The sequence below is a fragment of the Candidatus Rhabdochlamydia oedothoracis genome (assembly GCF_019453995.1).
In the GTDB taxonomy this organism is placed as follows: Bacteria; Chlamydiota; Chlamydiia; order Chlamydiales; family Rhabdochlamydiaceae; genus Rhabdochlamydia; species Rhabdochlamydia oedothoracis.
In genome coordinates this window covers 40,400-56,505 of record NZ_CP075587.1, presented here as the reverse complement: position 1 = coordinate 56,505, position 16,106 = coordinate 40,400, and the positions used below count along the sequence as shown (strand labels likewise).

Annotated in this window: 15 protein-coding genes; 7 read left to right on the top strand and 8 right to left on the bottom strand. The window is 36.7% G+C overall.

Going from position 1 to position 16,106, the window contains the following annotated elements:
- Positions 1–62: 62 nt before the first annotated feature.
- On the top strand, positions 63–1,043 hold the full coding sequence (locus RHABOEDO_RS00255) for a hypothetical protein (RefSeq protein ID WP_215216725.1): 981 nt from the start codon (positions 63–65) through the stop codon (positions 1,041–1,043).
- Here RHABOEDO_RS00255 and RHABOEDO_RS00250 read toward each other — a convergent pair.
- From RHABOEDO_RS00250 to lpdA, 5 genes are all read right to left on the bottom strand, one after another.
- A complete protein-coding gene (locus RHABOEDO_RS00250; protein WP_215216726.1) occupies positions 1,029–1,772 on the bottom strand; it encodes a metallophosphoesterase in 744 nt (247 codons plus the stop codon). The two genes, RHABOEDO_RS00255 and RHABOEDO_RS00250, sit on opposite strands and share 15 nt — an antisense overlap.
- Positions 1,772–3,007 carry a sugar phosphate nucleotidyltransferase gene (locus RHABOEDO_RS00245; RefSeq protein ID WP_245397525.1) on the bottom strand — a complete coding sequence of 412 codons (1,236 nt, stop codon included), beginning with the start codon at positions 3,005–3,007 and terminating at the stop codon, positions 1,772–1,774. The genes RHABOEDO_RS00250 and RHABOEDO_RS00245 overlap by 1 nt, the downstream gene beginning before the upstream one ends.
- A gap of 219 nt (positions 3,008–3,226) precedes the next feature.
- Complete coding sequence (locus tag RHABOEDO_RS00240) at positions 3,227–4,162, bottom strand: glycosyltransferase family 2 protein (RefSeq protein ID WP_215216728.1); 936 nt, start codon at positions 4,160–4,162, stop codon at positions 3,227–3,229.
- A 55-nt stretch (positions 4,163–4,217) separates the two neighbouring features.
- On the bottom strand, positions 4,218–5,150 hold the full coding sequence (gene lipA / locus RHABOEDO_RS00235) for a lipoyl synthase (protein WP_215216729.1): 933 nt from the start codon (positions 5,148–5,150) through the stop codon (positions 4,218–4,220).
- Entirely contained in the window at positions 5,147–6,547 is a 1,401-nt protein-coding gene (gene lpdA / locus RHABOEDO_RS00230; protein ID WP_215216730.1) for a dihydrolipoyl dehydrogenase, read from the bottom strand. Before lpdA ends, lipA begins: the two co-directional genes overlap by 4 nt.
- A 244-nt stretch (positions 6,548–6,791) precedes the next feature.
- Here lpdA and RHABOEDO_RS00225 point away from each other — a divergent pair, with 244 nt between their 5' ends.
- On the top strand, positions 6,792–7,316 hold the full coding sequence (locus RHABOEDO_RS00225) for a hypothetical protein (RefSeq protein WP_220017629.1): 525 nt from the start codon (positions 6,792–6,794) through the stop codon (positions 7,314–7,316).
- Here the strand turns inward: RHABOEDO_RS00225 and secA are convergent.
- Complete coding sequence (secA, locus tag RHABOEDO_RS00220; protein WP_215216732.1) at positions 7,309–10,239, bottom strand: preprotein translocase subunit SecA; 2,931 nt, start codon at positions 10,237–10,239, stop codon at positions 7,309–7,311. The genes RHABOEDO_RS00225 and secA overlap by 8 nt on opposite strands.
- Before the next feature lie 373 nt (positions 10,240–10,612).
- On the opposite strand from secA, the gene asd reads away from it, so the two are divergent.
- On the top strand, positions 10,613–11,335 hold the full coding sequence (asd, locus tag RHABOEDO_RS00215) for an archaetidylserine decarboxylase (protein WP_245397524.1): 723 nt from the start codon (positions 10,613–10,615) through the stop codon (positions 11,333–11,335).
- On the opposite strand, the gene nth is transcribed toward asd, so the two are convergent.
- Both nth and mnmE read right to left on the bottom strand, forming a co-directional pair.
- Positions 11,284–11,937 carry an endonuclease III gene (nth, locus tag RHABOEDO_RS00210; protein ID WP_215216734.1) on the bottom strand — a complete coding sequence of 218 codons (654 nt, stop codon included), beginning with the start codon at positions 11,935–11,937 and terminating at the stop codon, positions 11,284–11,286. The two genes, asd and nth, sit on opposite strands and share 52 nt — an antisense overlap.
- Positions 11,934–13,292, bottom strand: a complete 1,359-nt coding sequence (gene mnmE, locus RHABOEDO_RS00205; protein WP_215216735.1) for a tRNA uridine-5-carboxymethylaminomethyl(34) synthesis GTPase MnmE — start codon at positions 13,290–13,292, stop codon at positions 11,934–11,936. The genes nth and mnmE overlap by 4 nt, the downstream gene beginning before the upstream one ends.
- Positions 13,293–13,410: 118 nt before the next feature.
- On the opposite strand from mnmE, the gene RHABOEDO_RS00200 reads away from it, so the two are divergent.
- The 4 genes from RHABOEDO_RS00200 (at position 13,411) to RHABOEDO_RS00185 (ending at position 15,999) form a co-directional block, all read left to right on the top strand.
- Positions 13,411–13,698: a helix-turn-helix domain-containing protein gene (locus RHABOEDO_RS00200; protein WP_220017444.1), complete on the top strand. Its 288-nt coding sequence runs from the start codon at positions 13,411–13,413 to the stop codon at positions 13,696–13,698.
- 22 nt (positions 13,699–13,720) lie between these two features.
- Complete coding sequence (locus RHABOEDO_RS00195; protein ID WP_220017628.1) at positions 13,721–14,386, top strand: IS630 family transposase; 666 nt, start codon at positions 13,721–13,723, stop codon at positions 14,384–14,386.
- A gap of 160 nt (positions 14,387–14,546) precedes the next feature.
- Complete coding sequence (locus RHABOEDO_RS00190; RefSeq protein ID WP_215216525.1) at positions 14,547–15,560, top strand: IS30 family transposase; 1,014 nt, start codon at positions 14,547–14,549, stop codon at positions 15,558–15,560.
- Between the two features lie 223 nt (positions 15,561–15,783).
- A complete protein-coding gene (locus RHABOEDO_RS00185; protein WP_220017627.1) occupies positions 15,784–15,999 on the top strand; it encodes a hypothetical protein in 216 nt (71 codons plus the stop codon).
- Positions 16,000–16,106 lie beyond the last annotated feature (107 nt).

The window sequence follows — 16,106 nt, the reverse complement described above, 5'->3', positions numbered from 1 at the left end:
TAGATTTGACAAAATATCTTTACGCATAGTAGTCTTAATATTTTCTTAACAGATATGGTAATATGCAATTACGTGGAAAGTCCCTCTATAATTTATTGCGAGTAAAACACAACAATAATCCTAAGACTCGAGTTGCTCCCTGGCAGATAGAGGATTTACGAGAATTGAAACTTGCTACTTTATTTACACGTCTGGGTAAAATTGGTATTTTTTTTAATGAAGTGAGTTTTGTAGAACAAGCTCAGCAATTTGATAATCCAGAGGAACTAACCAAACATATATGGCCAAAGGAAGAAGAAGGTCAAGCTAAATGTTATCTTTTGCTGTTTGAGCTGTGGCGTAGACTTCTGCCGGAAAATCTACCTATTTCTTTGTTTTGCGATCAATTGGATTGTTTAATAGATGCATATGATAGAGGGTCTTTGGTAGAAGTTGATCAACTACAAGAAGCCTTAGAATCATTGGAAGATATTCTCGACAATGCAGCGGATAAAGAAGGGTCTGCAGAAGAGGTTTTTCTCTATGCATGTAGCTACTCTGCTCATGATTTAGAAGGATTTATCCTCGATTATATTGCTAATCAAATGATAGAGGAAAATTACGTTGGTGCTTCTAAGTTTTTAGATGGATTTTCTCCCTATGTGATTCATAAAAAACGGTTTGAGGCATTAAGAATCTGCTTATTTCTATCAACAGACACCCCATCTGCCTCTTTGATGTTCGATCGATTTCTAGAGTATTTACAAGAAGAGCCGGATTTTGAGTCTCTTTTGATTTTGATGGATTATTTAGTCTATCGAGGGAATCGAGAGTTTTTCTTTAAGGTAGTCAAACAAGCGCTTCTTTCTATGAAAACAGAAGAGCAATTTCAGGATGTGCTTGAAATGATGGCTGAATATTATCATTACATGGACCTAGAAGAAGAAGAAAGACATATTTCTCAAATTAGTAATACTCGGAAAAATTGTCCTGTAGATGTCCCATTAAACAAGAGAGATCCTATTTACTTGGATATAGTCAAAGCAGTATTAGAGAATACGTAAAGGTTTGAAATCTAAATAGTCACAAGAGGTTAAGATATACTGAACTCCGCGAGCTGTACCAAAAGGAAGTGCTTTTCTTCTCACATTGTGTAAATGCCCAAACACACAGTATTGAATCTGAAATTGTTCTAAAATTTCCGAAGTGCGAGAAGGATTTAAATGAGGACCAATAGGAGGATAGTGAGTTAGCGCAATACGAACACGTGCAAGAGGAGATAACTGTTTTAAGCTTAATTTCAAGCGCTCAAGCTCTCTTGAAAAAATAGCCTCTTGTTTTTCAGCATTCTTTTCTGAGAGTTTTTTTTGTAGGGGATTTTCTTTGAATTCGATGTAGTTAGTAAATTGATATTCGTAGGTATCCCATAATCTACTGCCGCCGATGGCTATATATTGCCATAAAATAGCATCATTATGAATCCATTGAATGGAAGAGGGCATGGCTTGGACAAGTTTTGCTTTTGAGCTCCACCAATAGTCATGATTTCCTCGTAAGATAATTTTATGCCCAGGTAGCGCATCTAACCATGCTAAGTCAATAAGAGCTTCCTTTAGATGCATGGCCCAAGAGATATCCCCTGGAATCAATACCAAATCTTCTTTTTCAATACACTCTAGCCAATTAGCATAGATTTTATCTATGTAATTTTTCCAAGGGGGACCAAAAACCTCCATAGATTTTTTAGGTGCACCAAAACAAAGATGCGGATCTGAAAGAGCCCAAATTTTCATTAGATAGTAAACCCATTAGGAATTTTTGTTCCAGATGTTACGATGATAATCCCATCTCGAATATAAATACCATGATCTTTAAAGGTATCTAGGTGATTTATAGCATTTGGATTGGTCAATGTTACGTTATTGCCGATAATAGTATGTTCATCGACAATCACTTTTTTCAAAATGCAATTTCTACCGATAGAACAATATTGCGGTAGGGTACTAGAAGAAGGGAATGCACTAAGATTGCCCACTAAAATGCAGCTTTCAATAATACTACCAGAGTCTATTTTAATGCGCATACCAATGACACTATTGGTAATTTGAGAAGCTTCGCTAATGGATCCTTGAGCAATAATAGAATTTATTACTTTTGTATCTCTAATTAAAGTGCTAGTTAGTTGTTGCGCGGTAGTAAAAATAGGTTTGGTATCAAGATGGTTTTTTTGAGTTAGAGCTAAATTTGCTTTGTAATAGGAAAGAACAGTACCAATATCTTCCCAATATTCCTCATGTTGATAGCAATAGGTGCCTCCCTTATTTACCTGTAAAGGAATAAGATGCCTACCAAAATCATCCCCTTCTTCTTTTAGCAAATTAAATAAGGTTTTTCTTTTGCATAAATAAATACCCATGGATCCTAAGTATTTGGAGTTTAAATTTGATTGGCTAAATCGTTTGAGAGTTATTGTATCAGAAGGTTTTTCAAAAAAGTCCAAAACTTGCTTTTTAGCAGAAATATTGAGTACCCCCATACGCTTTGCTTCTTGCTCTTTAACGTTTAAAGCAGCAATGATAAAATCGGCATTACTCTCCTCTGCAAAGGCAAATAGCTTATTGAAATCCATGTTGTAGAGTTGATCTGCTGACAGAATTAAAAAGTACTCTGCAGAGGAGGCTTCGAAATACTCAAGATTTTGTCTAATGGAATCAGCGGTTCCTTTAAACCAAACTTTGCGCGTAGGTGTTTCTTCAGGGGAAAGCAGTTGAATATTGTTCTTATGAAATTGATCGAAATGATAGGTTTCATAGATGTGTTGTTGCAAAGAGGAGGCTAAGTATTGAGTAATCACAAAGATCGAGTCTAATTTAGCGTGTAAACAATGAGAAAGAGGAATATCGATTAAGCGATAGGCTCCACCAAAGCAAACCGCTGGTTTACAGCGGGTTTGGGTAAGAGGAAACAAACGAGTCCCTTGTCCTCCTGCTAGAATAATGCAGTCGGTCTTTTGCGCGAAAGCGAACATATCCATGTAGTATCTAAAATTGCATTAAAATTATTTATAGGATCAGATTTTAATAAATCTATTTAATCGTCTTTTAACAACTAATGAATTAGTAGACAAGATAGGTTATTTTATTTATATGATTTATAAAATAAATAAGATCTATCATAATCTTTGTTGCAAGTGTAGGTAGCTTAAAATGGACGGTTTCTTGCATAGATAGCATGATTTAAATGAGCTTTAACGAAAGTTTTTATGAGGACAAGGGCCTAAAAGCCCTCGATAGTAATCAAAAATGCCCGTTAGAGCTGCACGATGTAAAAGGCGTGTTGTTTTAGTAATCCGAGGATGAAAGGCATAGAAAAAAAGAGAAAAGAGCTCTTTGGGGAATTGGAAACAATAGAAAGCACGCTTTTGTTTTTTGGAAAGGTGCTGGTTTAAAAAAATTAAGCGATTGCGAGAATAAAAATAGTGCCATAGAGAACCTCTATTCCCTCCTTGAAAACCACAAGAAATCTTATGCCAAACTTTTGCTTGAGGTACAAAAAGACAACTATAGCCAGCCTTTCTGATACGCCAACACCAATCTACTTCTTCCCAAATAAGGAAGAATTCTTTGGATAGAGTGCCTACTGTTTCTATCACTTCTTTTGTTACAAAAATAGCACAACCACAGGCATATTCAATTTCTGTAATGTGATTATATTCGTTGGCTAGATCAATTTCTTTATAGCCCTTGTGATAGAGCCGAAGGGTTTTAGAATGAAGAAATCCACCTGCATGCCAAAGCGTTATAGGTTCATCGTAGTAAAAAATTTTGGCACCTAAACAACCAACATTTGGATGGGTTTGAGCGGTTTGCACAAAGTGGATAAGTAGGTCTTTTGCAATAACCGTATCATTATTAAGTAAGAGTACGTATGCGCAGTCATGCTTGATTGCATAAGCTATACCCTGGTTATTTCCTTCCGCGTATCCTAAGTTTTCTAGCGTAGATAAGAGAGTAACCCCAGGAAAAAGCTCTTTCAGAGCTGTCCGATCAGCAGGGTGCAGGCTATTGTCGACAACAATTATTTCAAAGAGAGGGTAATCTAAAGCAAAAACCGATTGGAGACATTCAATCGTGTTCGATACAGATCCATAATGTAAAATAACAACGCCAACTTTGGAAGACATAATATACAATTTTTTTAAAATTGGATATTCTTTGTATAAGGCAATCGGAAATATTTTAGAAAGAGACTTCTGTCATTAGATTTTTGACCTCGTGCGCATGGTAACTGGATCGGACAAAGGGACCGCAGAACATTTGTTTGATTCCTATCTCTCGGCCATAATCTGCATATTTTTTAAACTGCTCAGGTGTAATGAACTCTTTAACAAGAAGTTTTTTTCTATTTGCTTGCAAGTATTGTCCAATGGTAATGATATTACAGCCTGCTGCTTTAAGATCATCAATCGCTCTTTTAACTTGCTCAGGTGTTTCTCCTAAACCCACCATTAAACCAGATTTGATAAATTGCGCTTTATCAGATTGTTTTACATAAGACAAGATATTTAAAGAACGAAGATAGGTTGCTTTATGTCTAACCCTAGGGGTTAATGCTTCAACGGTTTCTAAATTATGATTAAAAATGTCAGGTTGTTCTTGGAGAAGAAGGTCAATGGCGGCGTAATCTTCTGAAAAATCGGAGGTTAATACTTCCACGGTTACTTCTTTGCGTTCTGTGCGTATCTGGCGGATAATTGCTGCCATGTGAGAGGCGCCTTTATCGATCAGATCATCTCGTGCAACCATAGTGATAACCACATGCTTTAGCCCTAATTCTTGTGCACATAGAGCAATGCGGCTTGGTTCATCAACTTCAGGTTGTTTAGGGTTTTTAGAAAAGTCGATGTCACAAAATCCACAATTACGAGTGCATTGTTTACCTAATGCTAAGAAGGTAGCTGTGTGATTGGAATAACATTCAAAACGATTGGGGCATTTGGCTTCTTCGCATACCGTATTTAAACGATGTCTGGTTAAGATCTTTTGTGTGTGGGATAGGGATGAGCCTCTTGGCAGTTTTCGATGTAACCAAGAGGGAAAGCGTCCTAACGTTTGTGAAAAAGAATAAGATTCAGGATTGATTGGTAGCCTATTTCGCTTATTTTGACTCATGATTTTCTCTTTGGCGGTAGGTGAAGAGGTGTTTCATTTGCTAATAAAGCAGCTTCATGCCAAGCCTCTGGCAGGGTGGGATGAGCATGGATAGTATCAATAATACAATCAAGGGTTAATTCTTGTGCAATCGCTAAACCCATTTCAGCAATTAAAGCAGATGCTTCACTTCCCACAACCTGAGCTCCCAAAATTTGTCCGGTGGATTTATCTATGATGATTTGCGTAAATCCGTCTGTTTCTGCAGAGGCAACCGCTTTACCAAGCGCTTGAAAAGGAAATTTACCAATAATAGGGGCAAACCCTGCTTTTTCAGCTTCTTCAAATGTCATACCTACCATAGCAATTTCCGGATTGGTGAAAATAACGGCCGGAATTGCATTGTAGTGCATTTCAGTGGTCTTTCCTAGTATATTATCTGCGGCTATTATCCCTTGATGAGAAGCTACGTGAGCTAAAAGATTTTTACCTGTTACATCACCAATAGCATAAATTCCATCTACATTCGTTTGCATTTTTTCATTTACGACGATAGCTCCTTTTTGATCAAGAACCACTCCTATCTTTTCCAGTCCTAATCCATTAGACACCAGTTTGCGTCCTATTGCGATGAGCGCCTTATCACCAAATAGCTCTTTACCATCTTCTAAACGGATGCGTAAACCAGATTCTTGTTTATCAATCCCTACTACTTTCACATTGGTTTGTATCTCAATGCCTTTTTTATGAAAAGCAAGCGTTAAAGCATCTGAAATACTTTTTCCCTGATTGATTACAATAGAGTCAAGAGCTTCTAAGATAATCACTTTTACTTTTAGATCGGCAAATAAAGAAGCAAACTCACAACCGATATATCCTCCTCCTACAATAACTAACGTTTTAGGTAGCTCTGTCAGTTCTAAAACAGAAGTAGAGTTGCAGACTAGTTGATGATCGCATGGTATTGAAGGGATATCCAAAGGCTCAGAACCAGTTGCAATAATGATTTGTTCTGCTTCAATCTTGCAATCTTCCTTACCTGTGATTTTGAGCTCTTTGGGCGATATAAACTCTGCCTGACCTTGTATAACTGTAATGTGATTAGATTGTAATAATCCTTGCAACCCTTTACGCATTTTTTCCACAACGCTGTCTTTACGCTGCTTCATTTTTGTGTAATTAAGACGAACAGAACCTAATTCTATACCAAATTCGGCAGCATGGGTCATTCTATGTAAAAGATCTGCATGGGACAAGAGGGTTTTTGTGGGAATACAGCCCACATTAAGGCAAGTTCCTCCAAGGAATTGTTTTTCTATAAGGCATATTTTTTTACCCTCTTGTGAAAGTTTAATAGCAGCTACATATCCTCCAGGTCCTGTCCCGATGATTGCAATATCATATTTTTTTTGATCCATGAAAACTCTCTTTGTGATTGCTAATATGTTAAAACGCTCAAAAATATGATGCAATGGCAAATCTAAAAATGCTGCTCTTAATTCTTTTTATTTAAAATTAATTCGAACCAAATTGGTTGATAATTAGATATATCTGATTAGAAAAAGAAAAAAGCTAGAAATTTTGTCTTATGTGTGTGAAAATGAAGTTAGAATATTTTATATTAAGCTTGATTATTTTATGATGGATAAAGAGCGACAAAAAATGTGTAGTAGCTGTGATGGGCGTATTCCTGTCGAATCTCTACATTGTCCTTATTGTGCAACAGAACAAAGTAGCAATGCTTTTGAAAAAAATTATTTGCAACAAAAAGCTCTTCAAGATAGCTTGCTCTCTTTCTATCCGCCTCCTTATTCGTTAAGAAAAAATCATCCTACTAAGCAGGATGAACAAAAAATAAACGAACAAAAGAGCGCTACGTTTTTACTTAAAGCCCCTAAGGAGGAACCTATCTTGGAAAAAAAATTTGTTTCTGCATCTAGCAGTTGTGTTTTTCCTAAAATAGAGGAAAAAACAGAGAAAGAATATCAAGAGGATAAGAATAGTTTTTGGCCTATTTTATTATTATCGATTGGCGCTAACTTGTTTATCGTTGGAATACTGCAACTGCTTTTTTCTGATGAAGGCTATTTACGGCTAGAGTGGAATAGCCACTATTGGTTTTTTTATTGTCTAGCTTCTTTTCCCCTATTCTTTTTAGGGTATAAAAAAGTAGATCACTTTAAATAGGGTTTACTCTCCTAGAGGGATTGATTTGAGATAAATCAATGAGAGGTGGCCTTTTATTCGTTATATTAGGTTCCACAAAATTCTCTGGCATAACCATAGTAAATTTAAACAAAGCATGCGCGATTTCTTGTTTGATTTCTAAACTTAAAAGATCAAATAAAGCAAAAGCTTCATGTTTAAATTCCATCAAAGGATCTTTCTGACCTACTGCGCGTAAATGTACTTCAGAGCGCAAGTGATCTATATGCAATAAATGTTCTTGCCAGAGGCGATCGATGGTACGAATCAATAACCCACGTACAACTTGGCATAAAACTTTTTCAGCAGAAGTTAAATTGGTAGAAGCAAATAAAGACTGTGTTTGTTGAATTTTTTGAGATTCATGCTCAATTTTTTGTTCAAATGCCCCAAGTATTTTTTGCGTAGCTAATTGTTCAATGTCTTCTAATTGCAAATAATCGTCATCGAATTCTTTAATATCAAAGGTTAAAGGAAAATGGGTGTGTAACCATTGTGTATATCCTTGCGGATCCCAACCGTCTTCTCTATTACGAGAAGAGAAAAACCGATGACACATTTGTATGCAAATACTTTCTAAAATTTCACGTGCAAGAGAGAGAGAATTATCGATATGTAGCACTTCATTACGAAAGGAATAAATCTCTTCTCGTTGCTTATTCATCACATCATCGTATTCTAGGGTATGCTTACGCATATTGTAATTGCGCTGTTCTACGCGTTTTTGAGCGGTTTCAATGGACTTGTTTAATACTTTTGCAGTAATTGCTTCCCCTTCTGGGGGACGGAATCTTTGTAAAAAGATAGTAATTCTAGGAGAGGTAAATAGTCGCATTAAAGAATCTTCAAAAGAAACATAGAATTTAGAGCTACCGGGATCACCTTGCCGCGCTCCTCTACCTCTTAGCTGCCTATCAATGCGTCTAGACTGATGGCGTGTAGTTGCAACGACATATAATCCGCCAATCTCGGCTACACCTTCTTTTAGTTTAATATCCGTTCCTCTACCTGCCATATTTGTTGCAACGGTAATAGCTCCTTTTGAGCCCGCTTCTGCAATGATCTCTGCTTCCCTGGCATGGTTTTTTGCATTGAGAATGGTGTGTTCTAATTGGTGTTGTTTCAAAATACGAGAGAGTTTTTCCGAGGCTTCTACAGATTCTGTTCCGATTAAAATGGGACGAGATTGCGAATGAACCGATTGAATATCTTTTACAAGAGCGTGATATTTTTCTCGCTCGGTCATATAAATTTCATCGTCGTAATCTTTGCGGATACAAGGATGGTGAGTGGGGATTGCTAATACATCTAACTTATAAATTTCTTTGAATTCATTAGCCTCTGTCATTGCAGTACCCGTCATACCTGCAAGTTTTGTGTACAATCTAAAGTAGTTTTGCAGAGTAACAGTTGCATAGGTTTGTGTTTCTCCCTGAATAGTAACACCTTCTTTGGCCTCGATTGCTTGATGCAATCCATCTGCGAATCGTCTACCTGGTTGAGGGCGACCTGTATTTTCATCAATGATCACAATTTTTCGATTTTCAATGATGTAATCGACATCATTTTCCATCAGTAAGTGAGCGCGTAGGAGTTGCCTTAAATTATGAGAGCGTTCTTTACGGCGCGCATCTTCTTCTCTTAATAGAATTTTTTGATTGCGTTTTTCTTGTTCATCCCATTCGGGATGTTGATCGATATTAGCGTATTCATGGCCTAAGTCTAACATGACAAAGTCATCTGAAGAGACCTGATTCTTCGAACCTTCAATCCATTGTTGAATTCCTTTATCGGTTAATTCAAACTCATTAGCGCGTTCATCAACAATAATTAAAAGTTCTGCTAAGGCCTGATGACGCTCTTCTTTGTTGGGTTCAGCATAAAAATAGGTATCCCACTTTTCAATTTCAGCTCTTAACTTAGGGTTTTCGCGTAGTTTTTTAAGAATTCTATTTTGAGGCATCCCTTTGCTAACAAGCCATAGATTTCGAAAAGCTTTTTCACACTCGGCTTCTTGGGTTTTTAATACTTTAAGTTTTTCTGTTTTTTCTTCAATGAGGTGTAATTTTTCTAAAATTTTACGCGCTTCTAGAGCTAAATGGTTACAGGAATCTCTTTGATGCTTTACAAGTACATACACATCGTCTTTTAAATCATCGTACATTTGCCGTGAATGACTAGCAGGACCTGAAATAATAAGAGGAGTTCTGGCTTCGTCAATTAAAATGGAGTCGATTTCATCAACAATAGCAAAGAAGTATCCTCTTTGTACTTGATCTTCTTTTGATTGTGCCATCGAGTTGTCACGTAAATAATCAAAACCAAATTCAGAAGCTGTCCCATAAACAATATCTGCAGCGTATATCTGATTGCGGATGTGATGAGGGGTATTGCCTGTTAATGCGGTTACATTTAATCCCAGCCATCTAAAAATCGTGCCAATCCATTGACAATCCCTTTCTGCTAAGTAATCATTTACCGTCACTAAATGCACTGGTTTGCCTGTGCAAGCGTTTAAATATAAAGGCATAGATGCTGTTAGTGTTTTCCCTTCGCCGGTTTGCATTTCTGCAATAGCACCATGGTGCATAGCAATACCAGCTAGGATTTGTACATCATAGGGAATCATATCCCATTTTTGATCGTAACCGGATACATGGATATCTGTTCCGCATAAACGACGACAGGCGTTTTTGACAACTGCATAAGCTTCTGGAATAAGGTCTTCTAATGTTTCTCCTTTTAGATAGCGCGCCTTAAACTCGGCTGTTTTTTGACGCACTTCTTCATGAGAGAGCTGTTGAAAGTTCTTTTCTAGTCGATTAACTTCTACAACTGTTTTTTGATATCTCTTTAATAAACGGCTTTGAGATGTACCAAAAATTTTTTTAAAAACGCTCAGCATCTTGGTTTTCCTAGTCTTAAATTACCTATTGAGGCTAGGATATTAGAGGTTTTCTTGCAAGACTCTACGCTAATGTTCTTTATTAAATTATTTTTTACAGTTAGCTTTAACTCAATTTTTATAAGGGCAACCCTTAGCGATAAAAAAACAAGAAAACTTTTTACAATCTTTTCTTAAAGGAAATATGCCTAAGATTATTTATTTGGATCGGCTGACTAAGGAAAAAAAACAAGAAAAGGTATATGGTAATTTTTTTATAGATCTTTTATATGAAGATACTTTTTCATCACGTGTAATCTCTTTCTTTATTTTACCGCTAGCCGCTAGGTTTTCTTTCTTTTCTAAACTGTATGGCTTTTTTAAAAAAAGTTCTATGAGTCGTTATAAAATTATTCCTTTTATCAAAAAATTTGATGTCGATACGTCTGAATTTTTGGAACCTGTTAGTCATTTCTGCTCTTTTAATGATTTTTTTATTCGCCGGTTAAAACCTGAAGCAAGACCTATTGTTCAAGAAGAAAATAGGGCTATTTTACCAGCCGATGCACGGTATTTAGTTTTTCCAGATGTAAGAGAATTTCCTCATTTTTTTATTAAAGGAAAAAAATTCTCTTTAAAAGAGCTGCTTAAAAATGAAGAATTAGTGGATAAGTACAAAGCTGGGTCGATGGTTATTGCAAGGCTTTGTCCTGTTGACTACCATAGATTTCATTTTCCTTGTAAGGCAACTCCTGGGCAACCTCGATTAATTAACGGAGCTCTTTTTTCTGTGAATCCATTAGCGCTTAAAAGCAATATAAAAATTCTAAGTGAAAATAAAAGGGTGATTACGATGCTTGCTACTTTGCGTTTTGGGAATCTATTATATCTAGAGATAGGAGCAACGCACGTGGGGAGTATTCATCAAACATTTCAAGTTGATAAGACGTATGAAAAAGGGGATGAAAAAGGATATTTTTCTTTTGGAGGATCTTGTCTGATTTTATTATTTGAACCTAATCGGATTCATTTTGATCAGGACCTAATAAAAAGTAGCGCACAAAATCAAGAGGTGCGCGGACTCATGGGGCAATCGCTAGGCTCATCGATCCATTGACAGATGGGACATGCCTCTTTTTTATGACCGCGAGCAGGACAATACTCTCTTGCAAAATAGATCATTTGCAAATGGAGTTTATTCCAGCTTTTTTTAGGAAAAAGATGTTTGAGGTCTTTTTCTGTTTCCTCCACGGTTTTTCCCCGACTTAAAAGCCACCTTTTTGCACAGCGATGAATATGTGTATCTACAGGGAAAGCGGGCTTGCCAAATCCTTGTGATACGACAACTGATGCGGTTTTATGCCCCACCCCAGGGAGTTTTTCTAAAGCCAATAAAGAGTTTGGGACTCTACCTTTATGTTGCTCAACAAGGATTTTAGAGAGATTCCAGATAGATCTTGCTTTTATATTACTTAAGCCACATGGTTTAATTATGCTAGCAATTTCTTCTATGCTTAAGTTAAGCATTTGTTGAGGGGTAGAGGCTTTTGCAAATAAAGCAGGAGTTACTTGATTTACTTTTTTATCTGTATTTTGTGCAGATAAGACAACTGCAATTAATAAAGTATAAGGATCTCGATACTGCAAGGGAATCTCAGGATCGGGAAATAAATGATGTAAAATATCTTGAATGCGTTGTGCGTGTTTTTTTTTGTTCATTTCCCCACACAAAACTTGGAGAAGATAGCGGTTAAGATATCTTCTGTTATATCGTGACCAATAATTTCTCCCAGCTCTTTTAGGCAGATTTTTAGATCGAAAGAGAGAAACTCAGGAGATAGGTTAGTATGAAGACCATCGATGACTCTTTTGAGCGAAATGGCAGCGTTTAGCAAATTTTTTTCATGACGAATATTGGTAATAAGTACTTCTTCTTTAGAAGAAGGAGCTTTCTGCCAGATCATTTGAGAGATTTTTTGCTTAAGTTCTTCAATTCCTGTTTGGTTTTTAGCGGAGATAAGCAAGCTGTTTTCTCTATCAGGTATAACAGATGCAATATCACTTTTATTCCATATGAGAAGGGTTTTTTTAGCATCTACAATAGAGAGTAGCTGATTTGCATAAGGACAAAGAGGCAAAGAAGCATCTAAGATCAGCAAAACAAGATCGGCTTTTTGCATGGCTTCTTTTGATCTGCGAATTCCTTCTTGTTCAATGATCTCTTTTGTTTCTCGAATTCCCGCTGTGTCGATTAAGCGAAAATGCAAATTTCCTATAAGGAGTTCTTCTTCTAAAGTATCACGTGTGGTTCCAGCAATAGAGGTAACAATGGCACGCTCTTTACCTAATAAAACATTCATCAAAGAGGATTTACCTGCATTGGGTGGCCCTATTAAACATAAAGTAGGCCCAAACTGCAGCAGTTTTCCTTCTTGAAAAGTAGCTGCCAAATAGCAAATTTGTTTTCTTAAGTTTTTTAATCGAGCAATTACGTTTTCAATACTTGCAAATTCCAAATCCTCTTCGGGAAAGTCAACCCAGGCTTCTAACATAGCTGCAATATCGACCAGCTGCTTTTGAAAGGAGAGGATGCGAGAAGAAAGTTGCCCTTGCAGTTGTTGTTCAGCTGCCTGCAGGGCAAGGTCATTTTTAGCTGCAATGAGATTTTGTACGGCCTCTGCTTGTACAAGATCTATTTTCCCGTGTATAAAAGCGCGAAAAGTGAATTCACCAGGACCTGCCGCTTTAGCGCCTGCTGCTAAAATAGTTTCTAATACTCTTCGTGAAATTAAAGATCCTCCATGACAGTGAATCTCTACAACATCCTCTCCTGTATAAGACTTGGGAGCGCGCATGACGAGCAGCAGAACTTCGTCAATAATTACTTGATCTGCATTTACAATCTTACCTAAATGAACGGTGTGTGAGGGATAAGAGTGAATAGGACCTGAGAAAACCTTAGCTACAATTTCTATCGATTGTTTGCCAGCTACACGGATAACCGCAACCCCTCCCTCTCCTGGGGCAGTAGCGATGGCAGCAATGGTTTGATCAATTTGATACTGTGTATACATAATAAAAACAAAAATAATAGAGCATTTTTTTGGAAATGACAAGGTGTAATTTCTAGACTATAGTGGTTCCGATTCAATCGTATAGAAAAATATTTTGTTTTGTGTTAAGCTATTGAGTATGAAAAAACTGACCCCTAGCCAGAGAGCTGACTTAGAACACAAGTTAAAGCATCCAAAAGACTATTCTGAACGGAATAGGCTTTGTGTAATTTTGGGCTATGATGAGGGTATCTCAACAAAAAATCTTGCTAAAACACTCCGGATAAGCCCTATCACTGTTCAGGAATACCTCAGAGAATATGATTCCGAAAATAAAACTGGAAGTAGCCCTCGAGGCGGTAGCAAATCAAAACTTTCACAAGACCAAACAGAGTCTCTAACACCTACAGGAAAAGACCTATCTTAAAGTCAAAGGGATCATAGCTTATGTGCATGAGCAATATGGGATAAAATATTCCCAAAGTGGCATGACAGATTGGCTCATACAGCACGGATTTGCTTATAAACGTCCTAAAAAGATTCCTGGGAAATTAGATCCTGAAAAACAACGAATTTTCATAGAACAATATAGGGCTTTAAAGGAGACCTTAAACCCTGATGAAGAGATCTATTTCATAGATGCTGTGCATCCTGAACATCAGTCCCAAGCCGTATGTGGATGGATCAAAAAAGGCGTTCAAAAGACTTTGCAGACATCCGGGAAACAATTGCGATTGCATTTTGCTGCAGCTCTTTGCCTGACAGGAATGAAGATTGTTACAGAGGAATATAAGACAGTTGATGCCGATGCAATGCTCGATTTTTTCAAGAAGCTAGAAAAACAGACAGAGGCTCGAATTATTCATGTAATTTTGGATGATGCGAGATCAAACAAAAATAAGAAACTAGAAGAGTTTCTGATGTCTTCTAGGATTAAAGTGCACTATCTCCCTCCTTATTCGCCGAATTTGAATCCTATTGAACGCTTGTGGAAGATCTTAAAGGAAAAGACGGTATACAATCGATATTACGAAACGTCGGTGACTTTTTTTCAGGCAATTAGAGGATTCTTCTTAGAAGAGATATACTTATTTGCATTCAAATTAAGAGTTTGAGTGTATAAACATTTTTATACAAAAGATAACATCTTCTTGCAAAATAGAGCAGTTTTTTCAAAAAAAACTAGTTATGCAATTCTTATATTTAGTCTTTTCAAGTTTGAAGTGCACAGAAGAATTAAAAAAAGAATAGGCAGGCGATGAAAGAATCTCTATTGTGATTTTTAACAATCAAACACAAGGAGAGACCTTGCCTAAAGGCTACCATCACCTAACCTATGACCAAAGATGTCAGATTTATATTTTAAAAGCTAGAGGAGATACATCTAGCTCAATAGCAAACATTCTAAAAGTTCATCATAGCACTATTAGTAGGGAACTTAAGAGAAATAAAGGGCAACGAGGATACCGTCATCAGCAAGCTCAAGAAAAAGCATTTCTTAGAAAAAATTCTCAGCCCAATAAAAAAATGACTCCTCAAATAGTTACCCGTATTGAAGAAAAAATCAAGTTGCAATGGAGCCCTATACAAATATCCGGATGGCTTAAAAGACATGGTAAAGAACATGTTAGTCATGAGACCATCTATAATCATATCTGGAAAGATAAACGACAGGGAGGACAGCTTTATAGAGAGCTCCGTCATCGAGGGAAAAAATATAACAAGCAGAGAAAGGGAGCTTCTGGAAGAGGGAACATGCCTGGTCGTATAGATATTAAGCAACGGCCTTGTATTGTAGAAAAAAAGACTCGTTTAGGAGACTGGGAACTAGATACAGTCATAGGGGCAGGACATAAAGGCGTAATTGTATCAATGGTAGAAAGAACTTCCAAGCTAACTAAGCTCGCCAAAGTTTCTCATAAAACTGCAGAGGAAGTAAGTCAAGCGTTAATTGAACAACTTAAACCTATCAAAGATTTTGTACACACATTAACAGCAGACAACGGAAAAGAATTTGCCTATCACCAAATGGTTAGTTTCGAGCTAGAGACAGACTTCTACTTTGCAACGCCCTACCATTCTTGGGAAAGAGGCTTAAATGAGCATACAAACGGACTAGTTAGGCAATATTTTCCTAAAACACAAAGCTTTTTAGATACGACTTCCAAGGATATAGAAAGGGTGGAAACTTTACTAAATAACAGACCTAGAAAGGCTCTCAACTTCGAAACTCCACTAGAAGTGTTTACGAGATTATCTACAAACATGCTATGCTCGGGTGCACAATAGATGTTTTTTCAAGTATTTATATGTTCTTTTTTGTGCACTTCAAGGTTGAAAGGGCCTTTTGAAATGTAGGATAAACGACAAGTTTCAAGTCAACGACTTGAAACTTGTCGTTAATCCTATATTTTTCTATACGATTGAATCGGAACCAATATATTCCTCTATAAAGATCATTTTTTGTAAATTATATTTTGAAAAAAAGTCTTTTGTCTAAATAATCTAAAATATGATTTATTCTTTTTTGATTTTTGCAGACCAGACAACTTCAGAGATAGTGGTTCTTGATCCTTTATTTCAACAAGTAGGAGATCCTGGTTTTAGTCTGATCAAAGAGAGCTCTTCTATAGAAGAAGAATTGCTTCCATTTGAACAAACCTCTAAATCAAGAGACGTTAGAGAAGAAACAAGTCTGCATTCAAGCCATTATTCTTGTTTCTCATAAAGATCAAATGCACAGATCTACTCGTTTGCTTAAGCCCGATATCGAAGGGGTGCAAATTAACCTCGATTCTTCTGCATGTTTTAGATGGTCTTATTAAGATTTTGAAT